We start from the raw sequence: 21,271 nt of genomic DNA on the forward strand, positions 1-21,271 counted from the left end.
GGTGTGCTGGACGACGGCACGCTGGAGTCCCTGACTCCGGAGCGGTTGGCCGGCGTACTGGCTCCCAAGGCCGACGCCGCTTGGCATCTGCACGAACTGACCCGGGAGCTGGACCTGGACGCGTTCGTCCTCTTCTCCTCGCTCGCGGGAACGCTCGGCACGGCCGGGCAGGCCAACTACGCCGCCGCCAACGCCTACCTGGACGCACTCGCGGAGCACCGGACAGGTCTGGGGCTGCGCGCCGCATCGCTGGCGTGGGGCCTGTGGGAGGGCGCGGGCATGGGCGGCACGCTCGGCGACACCGAGCGGGGCCGACTGGACCGGGCGGGCGTACGTCCGATGACGGCGACGGCGGCGCTGGGCCTGCTTGACGCGGCCCTCGCGCGCGGCGAGGCGGCGCTGGTCGCGGCGGAACTGGACGGGAAGACACTGTCGGAGCGGGCGACGGCCGGAGCCCTGCCGAGGGTGCTGTCCGCACTGCCGTCCGCGGTCCCGGCCGACGACACGGCCGGTGACGGGACCGGCGGCGACGAGCCCGGCGGCGAGCCGGGTTCCGCGGCCGGACCGCTGCTGCTGGACGCGGAGCAGGCGTACGCGCTGGTGCTGCGCAATGTCGCTGAGGTCCTGGGGTACGACGACCCGGAGGAGGTGGAGGTCGAGGAGGAACTGCTCGACCTGGGCTTCGACTCGCTGATGGCGGTCGAACTGCGCAACCGGCTTGCTGATGAGACCGGTCTGGTGCTCCCCAGTTCGCTGGTGTTCGACTTCCCGACGGTCGGCAAGCTGGCGGAGCAGCTGGCTCCGCGTACCGCGGGCGAGTAGACGGGGCGTGTGCTTCTCGCGGCCGACCCCACGGCCGGACCGCGAGAAGCACGCCCCGTCACCGTCCTAGGCTGCGGCCAGGCCCCGCTGTTCGGCGGCCACCGGCGTGTGAACGATGAGACGCACGGCGCCGTTGGGGTCCTCGTGGAGCAGTTCGACCATCCGCACCGCGACGATGCCGTGCTCGGGGTGCCGCATGTGATGGACCCTGGTCAGCGGTCCGGACACCCGGTGCTCGTCCCACCACTCCCGGAAACGGGCGCTGCGGCGGGAGAGTTCGTTGATCATCCGGTCGGTGTGCGGGAACGCCCGCCAGTCGGTCACCTCGGCCCGGAACCGGGCGACGAGGTGGCGGGAGGCGTCTTCCCAATCGACGAACCGCCGGTGGGCCACTTCGGAGGTGAGCATCCACACGAGCAGGTTGCGCTCCTGCTCGGGCAGTTGCCCGAAGTCGGTGAGCCACGTGGGCACCGCACAATTCCAGCCAATCACGTCGCCGGAGGGAGAGCAGATGTAGGCGGGAAACGGGTACATGTTCTCGGCCACTACCTCCAGGTACTTCCAGGAGTCGGAGGGTCCCACCGTGGGCGCGCAAGCATCCGGTTCACGGGACAGGGCGACCAGGTAGTCGCGTTCGAAGACCGACAGCCCCAGCACACTGGCAAGGCCGTCCAGCACGTCCGGTGACGGCGAGACGTCCCGGCCCTGCTCCAGGTACGTGTACCAGGTGGGGCTCACCCCGGCGAGGACGGCGACTTCCTCGCGACGCAGCCCCGGGGTCCTTCGTCGGACGCCCTTTGGCAAACCGACTTCACAAGGCAAGATGCTTTCACGCCTTTTCCTCAGAAAATGCGCGCGTTCCAGCCTTCGATACTCGCCGATTGACACGTTCTACCCCCGTGTGAACTGTGGCCAATGATCGCTTTAATCTAAGCACAATCACCCGGCGCGATCACCGGGCGAGAAGGGCCCTGCGCCGGCTCCCACGTCGTGCGCTCTCAGCGAACGATCTGCCGGTCAGGGGTGCCGCCCGAATGATCGTGCTACGGTCACGAAGTGTGAAGATCGGTACGTCTCCTGGCAGTTGTAGGCGACGCCGCTCGGAGCAAGGGAACGGAACGCACGGAAGTATCGAACGGTGGCGGTTGCTGCCGGTGGATCCACATGGGGGTTCAGTGACTCGTCAGGATGATTACCAGGCGGCGGATTTCGGCCACATTGCGCCTCGAATGGACAATGGAAGCGCGCCGCCCTGGGGAATGGGCGATCAGGTATTCAGCAGCCTTCTCCAGCACCGCATCGTCTTCCTCGGCCAGCCCGTCGACGACGACATCGCCAACCGCATCACGGCGCAGCTTCTCATGCTCGCGGCCCAGACCGAAGAGGACATCTACCTTTACATCAACTCGCCCGGCGGTTCGGTGACCGCCGGCATGGCCGTGTACGACACGATGCAGCTCATCAAGAACGACGTCGTCACCATCGCCATGGGCTTCTGCGCCTCGATGGGGCAGTTCCTGCTGACCTCCGGTGCCCCCGGCAAGCGCTTCGCCCTGCCGCACGCGAAGATCCTCATGCACCAGCCGTCGGCCGGCTTCTCCGGCTCGGCCAGTGACATCCGCATCTACGTGCAGCACCTCCTCAAGACCAAGAAGGAGATGGCGGAACTCATCGCGCTGCACTCCGGGAACGACGTCGAGCGCATCACGAAGGACTCCGACCGCGACTACTGGTTCTCCGCTCAGGAGGCCAAGGACTACGGCCTCATCGACGACGTGATCCGCTCCACCCCGTCGATGCCGGGGGGCGGCGGACTCGCCGCGCGCTGATCCAGCGCCTGTTCAGCACCGGCGCGACGGGTGACGGTGCGTCACTCGCCGCGCCGTCGGCGTTTCCCATGCCCGCCTGCCCGATCCCCACCGAGTCCCTGTGAGTACGGAGGCTGTTTTGTCCATGCGCAAGTACGCGCCCCAGGCCCGTTACGTCGTCCCCCGCTTCGTCGAGCGCACCTCCCAGGGTGTGCGGGAGTTCGACCCCTACGCCAAGCTGTTCGAGGAGCGGATCATCTTCCTCGGCTCCGAGATCGACGACACCTCCGCCAGCGACGTCATGACCCAGCTGCTCTGCCTGGAGTCGGCCGACCCGGACCGCGACATCTCCATCTACATCAACTCGCCCGGCGGTTCGATTACTTCGCTGCTCGCCATCTACGACACGATGCAGTTCGTCAAGCCGGACATCCAGACCGTCTGCATCGGGCAGGCCACCTCGGCCGCCTCGGTCGTCCTGGCCGCGGGCACCAAGGGCAAGCGCGTCGCCCTGCCCAACTCCCGGGTCCTGATGCATGCCCCGGCCAGCCCCGGCCAGCAGGGCCAGGTGTCGGATCTGGAGATCCAGGCGCTGGAGATCGAGCGCATCCGCGACCGGATCGAGGAGATCATGGCCCATCACACCGGCCGCGACAAGGAGGAGATCCGCCAGGACCTGGACCGCGACAAGATCCTCACCGCCCAGGGCGCCCTGGAGTACGGGATCGTGGATCAGGTGATCATGCCCCGCGGCAAGAACGGTTCCTGACCGGACATGGCTGTCTCCCATGCTGCGAGCAGGTGGTTCCGGCGGTTCTCCACCGAGACCGAGGACGGGATGACGCTGCTGTGCTTCCCCCACGCGGGGGGAGCGGCCAGCACCCACTTCCCCATGTCCAAGCTGCTCGCCCCCCGGATCGGGGTGTGCGCCGTGCAGTACCCGGGGCGGCAGGACCGCCGCAGCGAGCCGCCACTGGACGACCTGACCGAGCTCGCCGACCGGATCACCGAGGCGTTCACCGAAGTCGCCCCGAACCGGCCGCTGGCCCTGTTCGGACACAGCATGGGCGGTCTGCTGGCGTACGAGGTGGCGCGCCGGCTGGAGACCGCCGGGCGGCTCCGGCCGGTCCGGCTGATCGTTTCCGGCCGCCGGGCCCCGGGCCACGCCGGCACGCGGCCCAACCTGCACGACCAGGACGACGCGACGATCCTCACGGAGTTGCGTCGGTCGAACGGTACGGACGCGGCGGTGCTCGCCGACGACGACCTGGTCCGGATGCTCCTGCCGACCCTGCGCAGCGACTACAAGGCGGTTGAGTGCTACGTGGCGCCCGCGCCCGGAGAAGGCGTGCTGTCCTGCCCGGTGTCCGTGTTCACGGGGACCGAGGACACCCACGTCACCCGCGAGGGAGCCGAGGGCTGGGCGGCGTTCACGACCGGGTCCTGCGACGTGGCGTCCTTCCCCGGCGGCCACTTCTTCCTCAATGAACGCCGTGAGGCGGTGGCCTCGGCCCTTGCTGCCCGGCTGGACGGCGCGAACGGCGAGTAGCCGGTCCGGCCGTTTCCGCCGTCCACTCTTTCATTCCTGGAGAACCACCATGACCATGCGAGGTTTGCACAGACCCCTGTCGTACTTCGCCGCAGCCATGGCCGTCATGGCCTTGGTCAGCGCCGTCGGCCTCGTCGTCGACGATCGTGTTCTGGTCGGCGAGCCGATCTGGCTCAAGCCGCTGAAGTTCGCGGTGTCGCTGGGGGTTTACGGTGCCACGCTGGCATGGCTGCACTCCTTGCTCGTTCGCGGCCGGCGGGTCAGCTGGTGGGCGGGGACGATCATCGTGGTCGGTTCCTCGGTCGAGTTGGCGCTCATCGTCACGCAGGTGGTGCGGGGCACCCGCAGTCACTTCAACCAGCAGACCCCGCTGGACGCGGGCCTGTACGCCGTCATGGGCGCGACGGTGGCCATCCTCTGGCTGGCCACCGTGGTGATCGCCGTACTGCTGCACCGGCAGCCGCTGCCGGACCGGGCCACGGCCTGGGCCATCCGGTCGGGAACGGTCATCTCGGTCGTCGGGCTCGCGCTCGGCTTCCTGATGAGCCAGCCGACACCCGAGCAGCTCGCCGACGGGGCCTCCGGCATCGTGGGCGCCCACAGCGTGGGGGTCCCGGACGGAGGTAGGCAGCTGCCGGTGACCGGCTGGTCGGCCGAGGGCGGCGATCTGCGCATCGCCCACTTCACCGGCATGCACGCCCTCCAGGTGCTGCCGCTGCTGGCCCTCGCCCTGTCCCGCCGGGCGTCCGGGGCGGGCCGGCTGGCCGACGGCACGGTCCGGCTGCGCGTGTTGATCGTGGCGGCGGCGGGGTACGCCGGCCTGGTGGCCCTGGTGACCTGGCAAGCGCTGCGTGGCCAGCCCCTGGCCGATCCGGACGGGCTAACCCTGGGAGCAGCTGGCGGACTGACCTTGGCTTGGCTGACCGCAACCCTGCTGGCACTGCGTACCCCGCGCACCGGGGCGTCTGCGAAGGAGACGGGCCGCCCGTCGGCCTTTGGAGGTTCATCTCCGGCCACCACCAGGAGTACGGGACACAGAGGCCGTGCGGAGTCAGACTCGTCCTCGTAGAAAGGCCCGCGGCCTTGGCCGATGCCGAAGGCGTCACGGTTGATGCGGCGAAACGGTTGTTCCGACGTGGCTCCGGGAACCCCGCGGCCGGTGAGGTAGGCGACTGCGAGCGACCTGCGAGCCGATGAACCCGGTTCCTCCTGTGACAAGAACTGACGGCGCGGCCGCGACTCGGTGAAGGGGCAGTCGTAGGAGTCACCCTCCTTGGGCTGGGCCTGCACGTGCCGCAGATTCCTTCGCGGCACGAGCAGGCGGTTCACGGATGCAGCGTGGCCTCGCCCTTGACGAGGATGCCGGTGCGCTGACCCGGCCGTACGGCGACGGGACCGGCGACTCGGATGTCGACCGGGCTCTCCAGGCCGTCGACGAAGACGGTGACCATGGCGTCGTGGCCGTAGAAGGTCACGTCGGTCACGGTTCCCTGGGCAGCTGTCGCGGTTCCGGTGAGCTGGAGTTGCTCGGGCCGCAGCAGGACGGTGCCCTCGCTCCGGCCTGCGGGGGGCGATGCGAGGGGAAGGCGGCCGAGCACCGTCGTCGCGGTGCCGTGGTCGGTGGTGCCGGGGATGAGCACGGCGTCGCCGACGAATCGGGCCACCCAGGGGTCGGCGGGCCGGCGGTAGACCTCCTGCGGTGTGTCGCACTGGGCCACGCGGCCTTCGCGGACGACCGCGACCAGGTCAGCGGTGGAGAGGGCTTCCTGCTGGTCGTGGGTGACCAGCAGGGCGGTGGCTCCGGTGGCACTCAGGGCGGCTCGGACATCTGCCCGGACACCGGCGCGCAGAGCGCTGTCGAGGGCGTTGAACGGTTCGTCCAGCAGGACCAGTGCGGGTTCCGGCGCCAGGGCCCGGGCGAGCGCGATGCGCTGTTGCTGGCCGCCGGACAGTTCGTGCGGCATGCGGTCGCCGTGGCCGCCGAGGCCGACGAGTTCGAGCATCTCCTCGGTGCGGCCTCGGCGTGCGGCGCGGTCGTGGCCGGTCAGCCCGAAGGCGACGTTGCGGGCGACGCTCAGGTGCGGGAAGAGCGCGCCCTCCTGGGGGACGATGCCGATGCGGCGGCGCTCGGGGGGAAGGTGGACACCGGGGCCGGACAGGGTGCGTCCGCCGACGGTGACGGTACCCGCGTCGGCGCGCAGGAAGCCGGCGACGATGCGGAGCAGGGTGGTCTTGCCGCAGCCGGAGGGGCCGAGGAGGGCGGCCAGGGTGCCGGCGGGGACGGTGAGATCGAGTCCGCGCAGGACAGGGGCGTCCGGGCCGTAGGACTTCGATACTCCTGTGATCTGTACGTCGGTCATGTGCGGTGCCGTCCGAGGAGGTAGGAGGGGATGGCCGCCAGCAGGATCAGCGCCGCGGCATAGGGGGCCGCGGCGGCGAAGGATCCGGTGCCGGTCTCGGTCCAGAGCCGGGTGGCCAGGGTGTCCATTCCGGTCGGCCGCAGCAGGAGGGTCGCGGGGAGTTCCTTCATGCACACGACGAAGGTCAGGGCGGCGCCGGCGGCGACCCCGGGCGCGGCGAGCGGCACGGTGATCTCGCGCAGCACGCGCAGGGGGCTGCGGCCGAGCGAGCGTGCGACGTCCTCCAGCACCGGCGGGGACTGCAGTACGGCGGCCCGGGTCGCTGCCACCGAGACGGGCAGGAAGAGTACGGCGTACGCGCAGACCAGCAGCGGGAGTTCCTGGTAGAGCGGTTCGGCGTAGCGGACCGCGAAGAAGACCAGGGACAGCGCGACGGTGATGCCGGGGAGGGCGTGTCCGGCGTAGGCGGACTGTTCCAGCAGGTACGCCGTCCGGCCCCGGTGCCGCGCGGCGATCACCCCGACGGGCAGGGCGAGGAGGGTCGTGAGCGCGGCTCCCGCGGCGGCGACGCCGAGGGTCGTGCCGGCGGTGTCGAAGAGCGCGGCAGGGTCCCACGTGGCGGAATTGCCGACGGCGAGCCAGTACCCGAGGGTGGCCAGCGGCATGAGGACGGCGACGGCTGCGACCGTCGTGCACCAGGTCAGGGCCGGCATCCGCCACCGGCCGAGCGGCGCGGGGACGGCGGGGCGTGCCGTGCCGGTCCCGGTCCTGGCCTGTCCCGCGCGGCCTCGCGTACGGGCCTCGGCGGCCACGAGCAGGATCGTCATCACCACGAGGACGACGCTGAGGGCGGCGGCCGGGGTGCGGTCGAAGCTGGCCCGGTAGGAGGTGTAGATGCCGCGGGTGAAGGTGTCGTAGCGCATCAGGGAGACGGCGCCGAAGTCGGAGAACACGTAGAGCGCGACCAGTACGGATCCCCCGGCCGCGGCGGGACGCACCTGCGGCAGCGTGACGCGCAGGAAGGTCCGCAGCGGCCCGTTGCCGAGCGAGCGGGAGACCTCCTCCAGTGCCGGATCGGCCCCGCGCAGTGCGGCGGTGACGGGCAGGTAGACGTACGGGAAGCTCACCAGTGTCAACGCGAGGGCGGAGCCGCCGAAGCCCGCGAGGCCGGGGAAGGCGGACAGCCAGGTGAAGGCGGCGACGTAGCTCGGCACGGCCAGGGGCAGCGTCACCAGGACCGACCAGGCTCGGGCCCCGGGCAGGTCGGTCCGGGCGGTGAGCCAGGCCAGGGACACGCCCAGCACCAGGGAGGCCGATACGACGACGGCGGCCAGTCCGAGACTGCGGCCGAGCAGTTGGGCGGTGCGCTCGTCGGCGACGACGTCCCAGGCGAAGGCGGGACCTCGCTCCAGGGAGCGGACGGCGAGGTAGCCGAGCGGCAGCAGCGCGAACACCGCGGCGAGGGCCGCGGGAACGAGCAGGGCGGCGGGCAGGCGGCGTCCGGCACGCAGCCGCCCGGCCGGCGCGGTGGCGCCTGCCGGGCGGACTGCGGGATCCGCCGCTGCGACGGGATCCGTGGAGTGCATGCGGGTCAGACCATCCCGGCTTCCTGAAGCATCTTCAGGGTCTCCTGCAGCGATTCCAGCTTGCCCAGGTCGATCTTGGGGGCGTCGAGGGAGGCCAGCGGAGGCAGGTCCTTGACGGTGCTGGTGACGCCGGCGGCCAGCGGGTATTCCTTGGTGTCCTCGGCGAAGTACTTCTGCGCCTTCTCCGAGAGCAGGAAGTCGACGGCCTTCTGCGCCACGGGGGTCTGGTCGCTGCCCTTGAGGGTGCCGACTCCGGCCGCGTTGACGAGGGCGCCCGGGTCACCGCCCGGCAGGAAGTGGATCTTCGCCTTGACCTTGCTCTCGCCCTTTTCGGCGACCTGCTCGTACCAGTAGTAGTGGTTGACGAGGCCGAGTGAGACCTCGCCCTTGCCGACACTGTCGAGGACCTTGAGGTTGTTCTCGTAGACCTTCGGCTCGTTGGCCTTCAGCCCCTTGAGCCAGGCGCGGGTCGCGTCGTCTCCCTCCAGGACGCGCATGCCGGTGACGAAGGCCTGGAAGGACGCGTTGGTCGGGGCGTAGCCGATCTTGCCCTTCCACTCCGGCTTGACCAGGTCGTGCACGGTGTCAGGGACCTTGGACACCTGGCCGGGGTGGTACGCGAGGACGCGGACGCGCCCGGAGGTGCCCACCCAGTCGCCCGCGCTGCCACGGAAGGCCGGGTCGACCTTGTCGAGCGATGCCTGCGGCAGCTTCTCCAGCAGGCCCTTGGCGGAGAGGGCGCCGAGGGCACCGGCGTCCTGGGAGAAGAACAGGCCCGCCTTGGTCTTGTCGCCCTCCTCCTGGATCTGGGCGGCGAGTTCGGCGCTCTCGCCGTAGCGGACGGCGACCGTGGTGCCGACGGCCTTCTCGAGGTCGTCGAGGAGCGGTTTGACCAGCTTCTCGTTGCGGCCGGAGTAGATCACGAGCCCGGCGTCGTCCTCGTCGACGCCGCAGCCGGCGACGGCGGGGAGGAGGAGCGCTGCCGCGAGGAGCGCGGTCAGACGTCGAACCGAGGGGCGTCGCATGGGAAGCCTTCCTGCACGTGCAGCGAGAAACTATGAACGCCCTATAAGTAAGGTAAAGCTAACCTAAAGGTCAAGAGTGACGCACGCAACGTTTCGGCCTCGGCGGGGGTTCGGCGAAGCCGACTCTACCTGCGAATTCCTTATCGATCTTCCATGTCCCCAGCCGTGACTTTCCTGTGACTACCCCCTGAGGTAAGGCTTTCCTAAGATGCGCTCGTGACAGCCCCTCCAGCCCTGCTCCCCGGCACCAAGACCGTTCCGTTCGCCCGCGCTCTCGCGGCCCATGACGACCGCACCGCGGTGATCACCACCGACGGCCCGGTGACCTACCGCGAGCTCGCCGCCCGGGTGGAAGCGACAGCCGATCGCCTGGGTCCGGCACGCCGCCTGGTCCTGGTGGTCGGCGCCAACACCGTCGAGGCGCTCGTCGTCCACCTGGCGGCACTCTCGGCGGGGCATCCGGTCCTGCTGGTGCCGGGCGACCACCCGGAAGCCGTGCAGTCACTCATCGACGCCTACGACCCGGACGTCGTGGCACACCCGGACGGCGGACAGTGGGTACTCGACGAGCGGCGCCCCGTCTCGGCGCATGACCTGCACCCGGATCTGGCTCTGCTGCTGAGCACTTCCGGATCGACGGGTTCACCGAAACTCGTACGGCTGTCGCACGGAAATCTTCAGGCCAACGCGGAATCCATAGCCGACTACCTGGGAATCCGCGACACCGACCGCGCGGCGACAACTCTGCCGATGCACTACTGCTACGGCTTGTCCGTCATCCACAGCCATCTGCTGCGCGGCGCCGCACTGATCCTCACCGACCTCTCGGTCGCCGACCGTTGTTTCTGGGAACTGTTCCGCAGTGCCCGCGGGACGACCTTCGCAGGCGTCCCGTACACCTTCGACCTGCTCGACCGGGTCGGCTTCGCCTCGATGGACCTGCCCCACCTGCGCTACGTCACCCAGGCAGGCGGCAGGCTCGCACCCGACCGGGTCCAGCACTACGCGGCTCTCGGCCGCGCCGCCGGCTGGGAGCTGTTCGCGATGTACGGGCAGACCGAGGCGACGGCCCGTATGGCCTACCTGCCGCCCGACCTCGCGCACACCCACCCCGGGGTGGCCGGAGTCCCGATTCCCGGTGGCTCCTTCCGCCTCGAACCGCTGCCCGACTGGCCCGAGGAGGACACCGGGGAGCTCGTCTACACAGGGCCGAACGTCATGCTCGGCTACGCCCGTACCCCCGATGACCTCGCTCTGGGCCGGACCACGCAGGAGCTGCACACCGGCGACATCGCGCGGCGCACCCCCGAGGGCATGTACGAGATCGTCGGCCGACGCAGCCGGTTCGTGAAGATCCTCGGCCTGCGTATCGACCCCGCCCAGGTCGAGGCGATGCTCGCACGGCACGGGGTCACCGCGCTGTGCACCGGCGACGACACCGGGCTGTCCGTGGCCGCCGTCGGTGCCGGTGCCGGTTCTGCGGGTGCTGGTGCCAGTGCTGCCGGTGCCGGTTCCGGCGGTGCCGGTTCTGCAGGTGCTGGTGCTGCCGGTGCGGGTGCTGGTGCTGCCGGTGCTGGTGCTGCGGGTGCCGGTGCTGCCGGTGCCCACGCCTCCGACGCGCGGCGGATACGGAACCTGGTGACGAGCGAGTGCGGCCTCCCGGCCCGGGCGGTCCGGGTCCACGTCCTGGCGGACCTTCCCCGCCTGCCGACGGGCAAGCCCGACTACCGCGCCGTACGAGAACTGGCCCACCCGGCCGACGCCGGCTCGTCCGCACAAGGCCCGGGCAGCGGCCCCGAAGACCTGTGCCGGCTCTACGCACAGGTACTCGACCGGACCGATGTGACGCGGGACAGCACCTTCGTCAGCCTGGGCGGCGACTCCCTCTCGTACGTCGAGATGACTCTCCACCTCGAAGAGCGGCTCGGCCACCTGCCGACCGACTGGCACACCACTCCGATCGGGGAGCTCAGGCCGCCGGAGGGAGAGAGCCCCGCACACAGGCGGACACTCGACACCAGCGTCGCCCTGCGCGCCGTGGCGATCTTCTGCATCGTCGGATCGCACATCCACGTCTTCGGCATCAAGGGCGGAGCACACCTGCTGCTCGCCATCGCGGGCTACAACTTCGCCCGTTTCCACCTCACCACCGCCGAACGCGGCGAACGCGTCCGGCGCGCCTGCCTCAGCATCGCGCGGGTCGCGGTGCCGTCCATGATCTGGATCGGCTTCGTACTCCTCCTCAACAACGACTACACCCTGGCCAACCTCGCCCTCCTCGACAGCGTGCTGGGGCCCGAGGACAGCAAAACGGGCATGCACTTCTGGTTCATCGAGGCACTGGTCTACATCCTCGTCGTCGCCGTGGCCCTCCTGGCACTCCCCCTCGCGGACCGGGCAGAACGCCGGTTCCCCTACGGCCTGCCCCTGACGCTCGCCGCTCTCGGGCTGCTGACCCGCTACGACCTGCTCAGGCTCCCCGACCGCGCCCACATGCCCGACGCGGTCACCGTCTTCTGGCTGTTCGCGCTCGGCTGGGCTGCGGCGAAAGCCGGGTCCAGAACACAGAGGATCGTGGTCACGGCCGCCGCCCTGGCCACGGTGCCCGGCTTCTTCCCCGGCGACCCCGGGCGAGAAGCGATCATCATCACCACGTTCGCCCTGCTCGTCTGGGTACCGTCCCTCCCCAGCCGCGAACGCGTCAACCAGGTCGCCGGCCTCCTGGCCACCAGTTCCCTGTACATCTACCTGACCCACTGGCAGATCTTCCCGTTGATCGACGGGTTCTCCAGGCACTTGGCCTTCCTCGCCTCCCTGATCTTCGGTATCGCCTACGGCATCGCAGCGACCCGTGTGATGCGCCGACTGCCCTCACCGCTCTCGCCGGGTGCGCTGCGCACACGCACCCGACCGGGACTCCGAGCTCCAGGTGTGGCCCGCGCTCGGCCTCGGTCGAGGTCCGGCGTGGCGCCATGACCGGCGCGGCCTGGTAGGCGCTGTTCGTCTCGGGCGGATCGGGGGCGGCTCCGGCGGGTGCGGGTTCGGCGATGACCTGGGCAGTGGTGGCCGGGTCCGCGAGTCGCGCTTCGGTCTCGGTCAGGGCGGCGGTCAGGGCGGCGGTCAAGTGCCGGATCGGGTCGCGTAGTTCACCGGCCCGGGTGGTGGTCTCGTCGTGCCGGGCCTGGAGGCCGGTCAGGAGCCTGGTGACGTTCACGCGGCCAGCCCGAGGGTGTCGTGCCAGGCCGGAGAGGGTGTGGTGAGGCGACGGGCCATGTTCGCAATCGAGGCCCCGTAGACGCGTGAGGCGGAGGTGCCGGGCCGGCGGGTGCCGGGGGCCTGGGCGGGGTGGAATCGCCACCTTCACCCGTCAGCAGGTTCCGAGCTCCGACGATCATTTCCCAGTCCTTGCCGGGCTTCCAGCCGCCGTTCCTCGGGCTCCAGTCGGGCCGCGGGGCCGGCCGTTCCAGGACCGTCCTGGCAAGAGCGCGGCTCGCGTCCCGGTGTTCAGACCTGGGTCCCGTCCTCGTCCGGCCGGAGGGCGTCGAGAATGACGGTGAGCCCGAAGTCGAACTCGTCCGCGTAGTCGTAGCCGGGGTTGAGGACGTGCTCGGCGGCCACCTCCGCGAGGTGGGGGTAGGCGTCGGCGGGCATGTCCCGGAGGATGGCGCCCGTGACCTCGTCCTGTTCCGCCGAATCGCCGAACGGCAGGCTCAGCTCCTGGAGCACGAAGCCGTACAGGTAGCTGTCGATCAGCGAGAAGGCGTGCACGGCCATGGGGACGGAGAACCCCCCGGCGCGCAGGACGCCGAGGACTGCGTCATGGTGGCGCAGGGTCGCGGGGCCGGGCCGGGAGCGGGAGTCCATCAGGCCGACGGCCCACGGATGGCGTCGCAGCGCGGCACGGACGGACTCCGCGCGGCGGCGCATCGCGCTCTTCCACTCCGTGCCGCCCTTCGGCAGTTCGATCTCGCCGAACACCGCGTCCACCATGCCGTCGAGAACGTCGTCCCGGCCGGCCACGTGGTGGTAGAGCGACATGGCCTCGACGCCCAGCGGTTCGGCGATGGCCCGCATCGTGAGCGCGGTCGCGCCCTTCTCGTCCGCGACCGCCACCGCCGCGCGGATCACGCGCTCGCGGCTGAGCGGCGTACGCGTCGAGGTCCCGCGCCGGCGCTTGCCTCCCTCGGGCATCCGCTCCTCCTTCTCCGCACCTCTTGCTTGCCTTACAGCATAAGGCTACCGTGCCTTACAGCATAAGGTTGACAATGTGGCGAAAGGGCTGGGCCATGGGCACGGATCGCGTGAAGAAGGTCTGCATCATCGGAGCCTCGGGGAAGCTCGGGCAGTACATGGTCCGGCACGCCCTCGAACGCGGCTACGAGGTGGTCGGCGTGTGCCGGGAGCGCAGCGTGCCGAAGCTCGCCGCCTTCGAGGGCCGGATGACCATCGTGCCCGGTCCCACGAACGACCCCGAGGTGATCCGGCGGGCGGTGGCCGGCTGCGACGGGGTGCTGACGGTGCTGGTGCCGTGGGGGGTGCAGCAGTACTCCTCGGGAACGGCTCAGGCGGTGCTCGACCACGCACGGCCGGGCGCGCGCCTGGTCTTCTCCTGCGGCTGGCACATCACGCGCGACGGCAAGGACCGGTACTCGTGGAGGTTCAAAGCGGCCGTCCGGATCGTCACCCGGCTGGCCCGGCTCGTCCGCGCCGTGGAGATCGACGACCAGGTGGAGGCGTGCCGCAGGGTGTTCGCCAGCGACACCCGGTGGACCGTGGTGCGCGGCAGCGACCTGGAGGAGGGCGAGAGTCAGGGGCTGCCCGTATGGAGTCGGCACGTGGGCGACCCGGTACTGGCCAGCAACCTGACGCGCCGGGTGGACTTCGCGCTGTTCATGGTGGAGGCACTCACCGACGACACCCTCGTCCACGAGGCCCCGGCGATCGTCGGCCGCCACACGCCCAGCGCCCTCGCCCACGCCCACGCAGGCGGTTCGGCCTGAGAGGGCGTTGGGTCCGGTCTCCCTCGGTTCGTGATCGCTCGATCGCGGTACTGACCTGTTGACGGCGATGGCCGTCAGGACGTGCTGGACGTGGGCCTTGCGGAGGTGTCCGGCCTCCTGCTGGACTGCGTCTACGCACCGCTGCTGGAGGACCAGATCCGCGAAGCGGCCGGCGACACTGCCTCAATGACCTGGCTGGTCGCCCAGCAATTCGCCGCAGCCTCTGAAGCACCACTGCGCGACAGCGGTCGGCGGGCATCTCACGCGGACCGCTTGCGGACGCCCTGACTCATGTCCCGCACCGTCACAGCGCCACTCGCCCTGATACCGGAAGACTCGCCGACGACCGCGCCCGCAGCGCGAATGCCACCGCTTCCGTGCGCGCCGCGGCGCGGAGGGTCGGCGTGCCCGGGACGCGCTCCGGTCCGACGGACCGGGGTCAGGGCCGGCCTCCCGTGCGGTGGCGGTGCCACCGTCCCTTGACCCGCTTCGGGGTGGGTCAAACCACCCTGCGGCCGACAATGGCATAACGTTTACATCGCAAACTTGGCATCATGCAAAGATGTTGCACGTTCGTTATCTTTGACGGCGGCGTGAATTTTTGTCCCTTTTGCGACGCTCTTCCTGTGACACTCCCCACTTATTCGGGCTTTCTGAGGGTTTCTCCCAATACCATCCCGGCCTGCTCACCACAAGGCATTTGCCCCATGCGAATTCAAAATCTGCTGGGTAACTTCGGCCCGCATGACCACCACCCGCCCGGCCGAGCACCGGAAGGGTGACCGGTGGCCGCGATGGGCGTCCGTTCGCCTGCGGCCACGGGCGAGCCGGGAGACCGGAACCCGCCCTACCAGAAGCAGAAAGTCATGGCCCTTGTTGACACACACGACCATCCACACGGCCGGCATCTGGCGAGACGCGCTGGGCGGAGGGCGACGCGAGATCATCGATCCGGCGGACGGGCAGCCGTTCGCCGTCGTGGCCGAAGGTGACCGGGAGGACGCCGACGCCGCCGTCGCCTCCGCGCGCGCCGCCTTCGACTCGGGGGTCTGGCCGGGCACCCCGGTGGCCGAGCGGGCCGCGCTGCTGCGCCGCGTCGCGGACCTGCTGGTCCGTGACCGCGAGGAGCTGGCCCTGCTGGAGAGCCGCGACGCGGGCAAGACGGTGGCGGAGGGACGCGTGGACGTCGACTGCGTGGCGGACGCCTTCCGGTACTTCGCGGACCTCGTCCTGGGCGAGGGCGCCGGGCGGGTGGTGGACGCGGGCCGGGAGGACGTGCACAGCATCGTCGTCCACGAGCCGGTAGGGGTGTGCGCGCTGATCACCCCCTGGAACTACCCCTTGCTCCAGGCCAGTTGGAAGATCGCCCCGGCCCTCGCCGCAGGAAACACCTTCGTCGTCAAGCCCAGCGAGATCACCCCGCTCACCACCGTGGAGCTCATCCGGCTGCTCACGGAGGCCGGACTGCCCACGGGCGTGGCCAACCTCGTCACCGGTCCCGGCGACACCGTCGGCGCCCGCCTCGCCGAGCACCCCGATGTCGACCTCGTCTCCTTCACCGGCGGCCTGACCAGCGGCGTACGGGTGGCGCAGGCGGCCGCGCCCGGCGTGAAGAAGGTGGCTCTGGAACTCGGCGGCAAGAACCCGAACGTGGTCTTCGCCGACGCCTGCGACACCGCGGCTGGTTTCGACACGGCGGTGGACCAGGCGCTCAACGCCGCCTTCATCCACAGCGGCCAGGTCTGCTCGGCGGGCTCCCGCCTGATCATCGAGGAGTCGGTGCGCGAACGGTTCGTGGCCGAACTGAGCCGCCGGGCCGCCCGGATCCGGCTCGGCCGCGGCACCGAGAAGGACGTCGAGTGCGGGCCGCTGGTCTCGCTGAAGCAGTTGGAACGCACCGAGGAGTACGTGGCCTCGGCGCTCGCCGAGGGCGCCGTACTGCGCAGCGGCGGCGCCCGCCCCGAGCCGTCCGCCACCCGTCCGGCCGGCGGGTTCTTCTACGAGCCCACCGTCCTGGACCGCTGCCACCGGCGCATGCGGGTGGTCCGCGAGGAGGTCTTCGGACCGGTCCTGACGGTGGAGACCTTCCGGACCGAGGCCGAGGCCCTCGCCCTCGCCAACGACACCGAGTACGGACTCGCGGGCGCGGTCTGGACCACGGACCCCGGCCGGGCCCGGCGGATGGCCGCGCGGATGCGCCACGGCACCGTCTGGATCAACGACTTCCACCCCTACCTCCCCCAGGCCGAGTGGGGTGGCTTCGGGAAGTCGGGCGTCGGCCGCGAACTCGGCCCCTCGGGGCTCGCCGAGTACCGCGAGAGCAAGCACATCTACCAGAACCTGGCTCCCCGCCCCGTGCGGTGGTTCTCCGGATGAACCGGCGGCCGACCGCCACGGCGCCCACGCGCCGTGGACCGGGCCGCCACCCGAGGATCCGAAGACACCCACGCCCCTTGGAGAAAACGCACCATGTCCGAGAGAACGTACGACTACGTCATCGTCGGCGGCGGCACCGCCGGTTCGGTGATCGCCTCCCGCCTCACCGAGAACCCGGACGTCACCGTCGCCGTCATCGAGGGCGGCCCCACTGACGTCGACCGCCCCGACGTGCTCACCCTGCGCCGCTGGATGGGGCTGCTCGGCGGCGAACTCGACTACGACTACCCCACCACCGAGCAGCCCCGCGGCAATTCGCACATCCGCCACAGCCGCGCCCGCGTCCTCGGCGGCTGCTCCTCGCACAACACCCTCATCGCGTTCAAGCCGCTGCCCTCGGACTGGAACGAGTGGGCCGCGCTCGGAGCCGACGGCTGGGACGCGGCGTCGATGGAACCGTACTTCGACCGGCTCCTGAACAACATCGTCCCGGTCGACGAGAAGGACCGCAACGCGATCGCCCGCGACTTCGTGGACGCCGCACAGCAGGCGCTCGGGGTCCCTCGGATCGAAGGCTTCAACCGACAGCCGTTCCACGAGGGCACCGGCTTCTTCGACCTGGCCTACCACCCGGAGGACAACAAGCGCTCCTCGGCCTCGGTCGCCTACCTCCACCCCTTCCTGGACCGGCCCAACCTCCATCTGCTGCTGGAGACCTGGGCGCACCGGCTGGAGTTCGAGGGCCGCCGGGTCACCGGCGTCGCCGCGCGTGCGAAGGACGGCGAGGAGATCGTCGTCCGGGCCGCCCGGGAGGTCATCGTCTGCGCGGGTGCGGTGGACACCCCTCGGCTGCTGCTGCACTCCGGTGTCGGCCCGCGCGAGGACCTGGCCGCCCTCGGCATCGAGGTCCGGCACGATCTGCCCGGTGTCGGCGAGAACCTGCTCGACCATCCCGAATCCGTGATCGTCTGGGAGACCCACGGGCCGATACCCGACAACTCCGCGATGGACAGCGACGCCGGGCTGTTCGTGCGCCGGGATCCCCGGTCCCCCGGACCGGACCTGATGTTCCACTTCTACCAGATCCCCTTCACCGACAATCCCGAGCGGCTCGGCTACGAACGGCCTGCCCACGGTGTGTCGTTGACCCCGAACATCCCCAAGCCCCGCAGCCGCGGCCGGCTCTACCTGACCAGCGCCGATCCGTCGGTCAAGCCCGCGCTGGACTTCCGCTACTTCACCGACGACCACGACTACGACGCCCGCACTCTCGTCGACGGCATCCGCATCGCCCGGAAGATCGCCGCCACCGAGCCGCTGGCGTCCTGGCTGGGCCGCGAGGTCTGCCCGGGCCCCGAGATCACCGGGGACGAGGAACTGAGCGAGTACGCGCGGAAGGTCGCGCACACCGTCTACCACCCGGCCGGCACCTGCCGGATCGGTGCCGAGGACGACGGCCTGGCCGTGGTCGCCCCGGACCTGACCGTCCGCGGACTGGAGGGGGTCCGGATCGCCGACGCCTCCGTCTTCCCGACCATCCCGGCGGTGAACCCGATGATCGCGGTCCTGATGGTCGGAGAGCGGTGCGCCGAGCTGCTTGTGCCGTCCACCGCCGGAGAGGAGGCCGCCTGATGGACAGTCACGATCCCGTGTTCTCCGTACGCGGCCTGTGGAAGGTCTTCGGCCCGAAGGCCTCGCGGGTGGCGGCCGACCCCCGGTACGCCGCGATGTCGGCGGCGGAGATCCGAGAGCGGACCGGCTGCACCGCGGCCGTGCGGAACGTCTCCTTCGACGTGCGCCGCGGCGAGGTGTTCGTGGTCATGGGGCTTTCCGGCTCCGGCAAGTCCACGCTGGTGCGCTGTCTGACCCGGCTGATCGAGCCCACGGGCGGGGAACTGTCCATGGACGGCGAGGACGTCCTCGCGATGGACGCCGGCAGGCTGCGCGAACTGCGCAGGCACCGTGCCGCCATGGTGTTCCAGCACTTCGGCCTGCTGCCGCACCGGACCGTCCTGGACAACGTGGCCTACGGCCTGGAGATCCAGGGGGTGGCGAGGGCCGAACGTCGTTCCCGGGCCGGTGAGTTCGTCGCCAAGGTGGGTCTGTCCGGTCTGGAGGACCGGCGCCCTGACCAGCTGTCCGGCGGTCAGCAGCAGCGGGTCGGCCTGGCCCGCGCCCTCGCCACCGACCCCGAAGTCCTCCTCTTCGACGAGCCGTTCAGCGCCCTCGACCCGCTGATCCGCCGTGACATGCAGGACGAGGTGGTCCGCCTCCACCGGGAGGAAGGGCGGACGATGGTGTTCATCACCCACGACCTCCCCGAGGCGCTCAAGCTCGGCGACCGGATCGCGCTCATGCGGGAGGGCGCCATCGTCCAGCTCGGCACGCCGGAGGAGATCGTCACCCGGCCCGCCGACGACTACGTACGGGACTTCGTGCGTGACGTCCCGCGCGAGCAGATCGTCCCCGTGGCGCGGGCGATGCGTCCTGCCACCGGTGACGAGGCCGCGCACGGCGCCGTTCTCGCGCCGGACGCCACCGTGGCCGAGGCCATCGCCGAGGTGGCCCGGGACGGCGTGCCCGCCCGGGTGGTCGCGGACGGAAAGCTGCTGGGGGTCGTGGACCAGGCGGCGCTGCTCGCCGTGGTCGCCGGAATCGCTCAGCCCGCGGCGACGGGGGACGGCACCTCTCCCGGGCCCTCCCGGCCGGCCCCGGACCAGGACGCGGTGACGGCATGAGCGCCACGAAGTCCCTGCCGCCCGTAGCCGTCGACCGGGCCGAGGACGGTGCTCCGACGCCCGCGCCCCGGCCCGAACGGAGCCCGCTGCGGCCCGTCACCCCGGCCGTGCTGCTGGCTCTCGCCCTGCTGCTGCCCACGGCCGCGCTGCTCGCGGACGGCGGCTGGCCGCAGGCGCTGCGTCTCGACCTGGCCCCCTCCCTCGACTCCTTCGCCGACTGGGTGGTCGACAACCGGGACAGCCACCCGGTGTTCCTGTACTTCCTGCTGCACCTGTCGAACACCGCGACCGACTCGGTGGACGCGGTCCACGGGCTCCTCACCGGGGCCGGATGGGCGGGCGTGCTCCCGCTCGCGGCGGCCCTGGCCTGGTACGCGGCCGGGGCGGGCCGCAAGGGCGTCGGCCCGGCCCTCATCGCCGCCGGTTCCCTGGCCGGCTGCGGTCTGCTCGGCCTGTGGGAGCAGACGACCGGGACGCTGGCCCTGATGCTCGTCTCCGTCGCCGCGGCGACCGTGCTCGGCCTGCTCCTCGGTCTGGCCTGCGGCCTCTCGGACACCGCCCAGCGGCTGCTGCGGCCGGTGCTGGACACCATGCAGGTGCTGCCGGCCTTCGCCTACCTGCTCCCCCTCGTCCTGGTCTTCGGCATCGGTACCCCGTCGGCGCTGATCACCACGGTGATCTACGCGGCGCCTCCGATGGTCCGGATGACCTCCCTGGGGCTGCGCGGCACGGACGCCGGCGTCCTTGAGGCGTCCCGGTCCCTGGGTTCGACCCGCCGGCAGCGGCTGTGGACGGCGCGGCTGCCCATGGCACGGGCGCAGCTCTTCCTGGGACTGAACCAGACGATCATGATGGCGCTGTCGATGGTGGTCATCGCCTCCGTGGTGGGAGCCGGTGGCCTGGGCGAGAGCGTCTACCAGGCGCTGAAGACCCGGGACTTCGGGCAGGGCCTGACCGCCGGTCTCGCGATCGTGCTGGTCGCGGTGTGGCTGGACCGCACCACCGCCGCGGCGGGTGCCCGCGCGGGAACGCCCGTCGGCCGCCGCGCGGCCGGCCTGGCCCTCGCGGTGGCGGCGGCCGGACTGGCCGTGGGCCCCCGGCTGGCCGACGGCTGGCCCGCGCCGCTCACCGTGGACATCGCCGCGCCGCTCAACGCCGGTGTGGACTGGCTGGTGGCCTCGGTCTACCAGGACGTCCCGGTCCTGGGCGGCAGCTCCGTCTGGGCCGGCAACTTCACCACCTGGGTGCTGAACCCGCTGAACGACGGGCTGCAGACCCTGCCCTGGTGGTCGGTGCTACTGGCGGCCGGAGCGATCGCCTGGCTGGTCGGCGGCCGGCGGGCCGCGCTGACCACGGTGCTCGCGCTGTCCTGCACCGGGGTGCTCGGCATCTGGAGCAAGTCCCTCTACACCTTGTCGCAGGTGCTGGTGGCCATCGCCCTCACCCTGCTGACGGGCTTCGCCCTGGGCATCCTCACGGCCCGCGTCAGGACCGTCGAACGGATGCTGCGCCCGGTGTTCGACGCCATGCAGACCCTGCCGCAGTTCATCTACCTCATCCCGGTGGTGCAGCTGTTCAACGCGGGCCGGGTCGCCGCGATCACGGCGGCGGCCGTCTACGCCCTGCCCGCGGTCGTCCGGGTCACCGCACAGGGCCTGCGTCAGGTCAGTCCGGGGGCGATGGAGGCCTCCCGCTCCCTGGGCGCCACCACCTGGCAGCAGATCCGCGACGTGCAGTGGCCGCTGGCCCGCCCGGCGCTGCTGGTCGCCGCGAACCAGGGCGTCGTCCTCGTCCTCGCCGTCGTCGTCATCGGCGGCCTGGTGGGCGGTGGCGGCCTCGGCTTCGACGTCGTCAAGGGCCTGACCGCGGGTGAGCTCGGCACCGGCCTGATCGCCGGCACCGGCATCGTCTGCCTCGGCCTCGCCCTGGACCGGCTGACCCAGCCCCCGCAGACCTCCACCGCCGCCGCCCGCCGCTGAAACGGGCCGCCCGGCCCGGGCTTCCCCA

16 protein-coding genes are annotated in these 21,271 nt (G+C 70.9%); 11 read left to right on the forward strand and 5 right to left on the reverse strand.

The features are described from left to right. Positions 1-822: beta-ketoacyl reductase (locus tag ACIPXC_RS32745; protein ID WP_401625480.1), on the forward strand; the 822-nt coding region annotated here is incomplete at its 5' end. 66 nt (positions 823-888) lie between these two features. Here ACIPXC_RS32745 and ACIPXC_RS32750 read toward each other — a convergent pair. After that, the gene (locus tag ACIPXC_RS32750) at positions 889-1,710 is read right to left on the reverse strand and encodes a helix-turn-helix transcriptional regulator (protein WP_401625483.1); all 822 of its coding nucleotides are present in this window, start codon (positions 1,708-1,710) and stop codon (positions 889-891) included. Between the two features lie 341 nt (positions 1,711-2,051). Here ACIPXC_RS32750 and ACIPXC_RS32755 point away from each other — a divergent pair, with 341 nt between their 5' ends. From ACIPXC_RS32755 to ACIPXC_RS32770, 4 genes are all read left to right on the forward strand, one after another. Continuing rightward, entirely contained in the window at positions 2,052-2,651 is a 600-nt protein-coding gene (locus tag ACIPXC_RS32755) for an ATP-dependent Clp protease proteolytic subunit (protein WP_401625486.1), read from the forward strand. Positions 2,652-2,775: 124 nt separating this feature from the next. Next, entirely contained in the window at positions 2,776-3,399 is a 624-nt protein-coding gene (locus ACIPXC_RS32760; protein WP_401625542.1) for an ATP-dependent Clp protease proteolytic subunit, read from the forward strand. A 6-nt stretch (positions 3,400-3,405) separates the two neighbouring features. Continuing rightward, positions 3,406-4,179 carry a thioesterase II family protein gene (locus ACIPXC_RS32765; RefSeq protein WP_401625489.1) on the forward strand — a complete coding sequence of 258 codons (774 nt, stop codon included), beginning with the start codon at positions 3,406-3,408 and terminating at the stop codon, positions 4,177-4,179. A gap of 55 nt (positions 4,180-4,234) precedes the next feature. Then, entirely contained in the window at positions 4,235-5,248 is a 1,014-nt protein-coding gene (locus tag ACIPXC_RS32770; RefSeq protein ID WP_401625544.1) for a hypothetical protein, read from the forward strand. Positions 5,249-5,504: 256 nt separating this feature from the next. Here the strand turns inward: ACIPXC_RS32770 and ACIPXC_RS32775 are convergent, their stop codons facing one another. The 3 genes from ACIPXC_RS32775 to ACIPXC_RS32785 are packed head-to-tail and all read right to left on the reverse strand — an operon-like array spanning position 5,505 to position 9,150. Next, positions 5,505-6,539, reverse strand: coding sequence for an ABC transporter ATP-binding protein (locus ACIPXC_RS32775; RefSeq protein ID WP_401625492.1), 1,035 nt, complete (start codon positions 6,537-6,539; stop codon positions 5,505-5,507). Continuing rightward, entirely contained in the window at positions 6,536-8,125 is a 1,590-nt protein-coding gene (locus ACIPXC_RS32780) for an ABC transporter permease (protein ID WP_401625495.1), read from the reverse strand. Before ACIPXC_RS32780 ends, ACIPXC_RS32775 begins: the two co-directional genes overlap by 4 nt. Before the next feature lie 5 nt (positions 8,126-8,130). Next, on the reverse strand, positions 8,131-9,150 hold the full coding sequence (locus ACIPXC_RS32785; RefSeq protein ID WP_401625498.1) for an iron ABC transporter substrate-binding protein: 1,020 nt from the start codon (positions 9,148-9,150) through the stop codon (positions 8,131-8,133). A gap of 216 nt (positions 9,151-9,366) precedes the next feature. Between ACIPXC_RS32785 and ACIPXC_RS32790 the strand changes: the two genes are divergently transcribed. Next, complete coding sequence (locus ACIPXC_RS32790; RefSeq protein WP_401625501.1) at positions 9,367-12,126, forward strand: AMP-binding protein; 2,760 nt, start codon at positions 9,367-9,369, stop codon at positions 12,124-12,126. Between the two features lie 528 nt (positions 12,127-12,654). On the opposite strand, the gene ACIPXC_RS32795 is transcribed toward ACIPXC_RS32790, so the two are convergent. Beyond that, a complete protein-coding gene (locus ACIPXC_RS32795) occupies positions 12,655-13,341 on the reverse strand; it encodes a TetR/AcrR family transcriptional regulator (RefSeq protein ID WP_401625504.1) in 687 nt (228 codons plus the stop codon). Positions 13,342-13,436: 95 nt separating this feature from the next. On the opposite strand from ACIPXC_RS32795, the gene ACIPXC_RS32800 reads away from it, so the two are divergent. From ACIPXC_RS32800 to ACIPXC_RS32820, 5 genes are all read left to right on the forward strand, one after another. Further along, positions 13,437-14,150 carry an NAD(P)-dependent oxidoreductase gene (locus tag ACIPXC_RS32800; protein WP_401625507.1) on the forward strand — a complete coding sequence of 238 codons (714 nt, stop codon included), beginning with the start codon at positions 13,437-13,439 and terminating at the stop codon, positions 14,148-14,150. Between the two features lie 873 nt (positions 14,151-15,023). After that, positions 15,024-16,526, forward strand: coding sequence for an aldehyde dehydrogenase family protein (locus ACIPXC_RS32805; protein WP_401625510.1), 1,503 nt, complete (start codon positions 15,024-15,026; stop codon positions 16,524-16,526). Between the two features lie 93 nt (positions 16,527-16,619). Continuing rightward, a complete protein-coding gene (locus ACIPXC_RS32810) occupies positions 16,620-18,158 on the forward strand; it encodes a GMC family oxidoreductase (protein WP_401625512.1) in 1,539 nt (512 codons plus the stop codon). Then, positions 18,158-19,264 (forward strand): glycine betaine/L-proline ABC transporter ATP-binding protein, encoded by a 1,107-nt coding sequence (locus ACIPXC_RS32815; protein WP_401625515.1) that lies wholly within the window; start codon positions 18,158-18,160, stop codon positions 19,262-19,264. Before ACIPXC_RS32810 ends, ACIPXC_RS32815 begins: the two co-directional genes overlap by 1 nt. Then, positions 19,261-21,243 (forward strand): ABC transporter permease, encoded by a 1,983-nt coding sequence (locus ACIPXC_RS32820; RefSeq protein WP_401625517.1) that lies wholly within the window; start codon positions 19,261-19,263, stop codon positions 21,241-21,243. The genes ACIPXC_RS32815 and ACIPXC_RS32820 overlap by 4 nt, the downstream gene beginning before the upstream one ends. The last annotated feature ends 28 nt before the right edge of the window (positions 21,244-21,271 follow it).

It is taken from the genome of Streptomyces sp. NPDC090021 (assembly GCF_044748225.1).
In the GTDB taxonomy this organism is placed as follows: domain Bacteria; phylum Actinomycetota; class Actinomycetes; order Streptomycetales; family Streptomycetaceae; genus Streptomyces.

Excerpts from the sequence above, each read along its gene's own strand:
- ACIPXC_RS32755 (WP_401625486.1), top strand. The coding sequence starts at position 2,052 with ATGGACAATGGAAGCGCGCCGCCCTGGGGAATGGGCGATCAGGTATTC.
- ACIPXC_RS32760 (WP_401625542.1), top strand. The coding sequence starts at position 2,776 with ATGCGCAAGTACGCGCCCCAGGCCCGTTACGTCGTCCCCCGCTTCGTC.
- ACIPXC_RS32765 (WP_401625489.1), top strand. The coding sequence starts at position 3,406 with ATGGCTGTCTCCCATGCTGCGAGCAGGTGGTTCCGGCGGTTCTCCACC.
- ACIPXC_RS32770 (WP_401625544.1), top strand. The coding sequence starts at position 4,235 with ATGCGAGGTTTGCACAGACCCCTGTCGTACTTCGCCGCAGCCATGGCC.
- ACIPXC_RS32775 (WP_401625492.1), bottom strand. The coding sequence starts at position 6,539 with ATGACCGACGTACAGATCACAGGAGTATCGAAGTCCTACGGCCCGGAC.
- ACIPXC_RS32780 (WP_401625495.1), bottom strand. The coding sequence starts at position 8,125 with ATGCACTCCACGGATCCCGTCGCAGCGGCGGATCCCGCAGTCCGCCCG.
- ACIPXC_RS32785 (WP_401625498.1), bottom strand. The coding sequence starts at position 9,150 with ATGCGACGCCCCTCGGTTCGACGTCTGACCGCGCTCCTCGCGGCAGCG.
- ACIPXC_RS32795 (WP_401625504.1), bottom strand. The coding sequence starts at position 13,341 with ATGCCCGAGGGAGGCAAGCGCCGGCGCGGGACCTCGACGCGTACGCCG.
- ACIPXC_RS32800 (WP_401625507.1), top strand. The coding sequence starts at position 13,437 with ATGGGCACGGATCGCGTGAAGAAGGTCTGCATCATCGGAGCCTCGGGG.
- ACIPXC_RS32810 (WP_401625512.1), top strand. The coding sequence starts at position 16,620 with ATGTCCGAGAGAACGTACGACTACGTCATCGTCGGCGGCGGCACCGCC.
- ACIPXC_RS32815 (WP_401625515.1), top strand. The coding sequence starts at position 18,158 with ATGGACAGTCACGATCCCGTGTTCTCCGTACGCGGCCTGTGGAAGGTC.
- ACIPXC_RS32820 (WP_401625517.1), top strand. The coding sequence starts at position 19,261 with ATGAGCGCCACGAAGTCCCTGCCGCCCGTAGCCGTCGACCGGGCCGAG.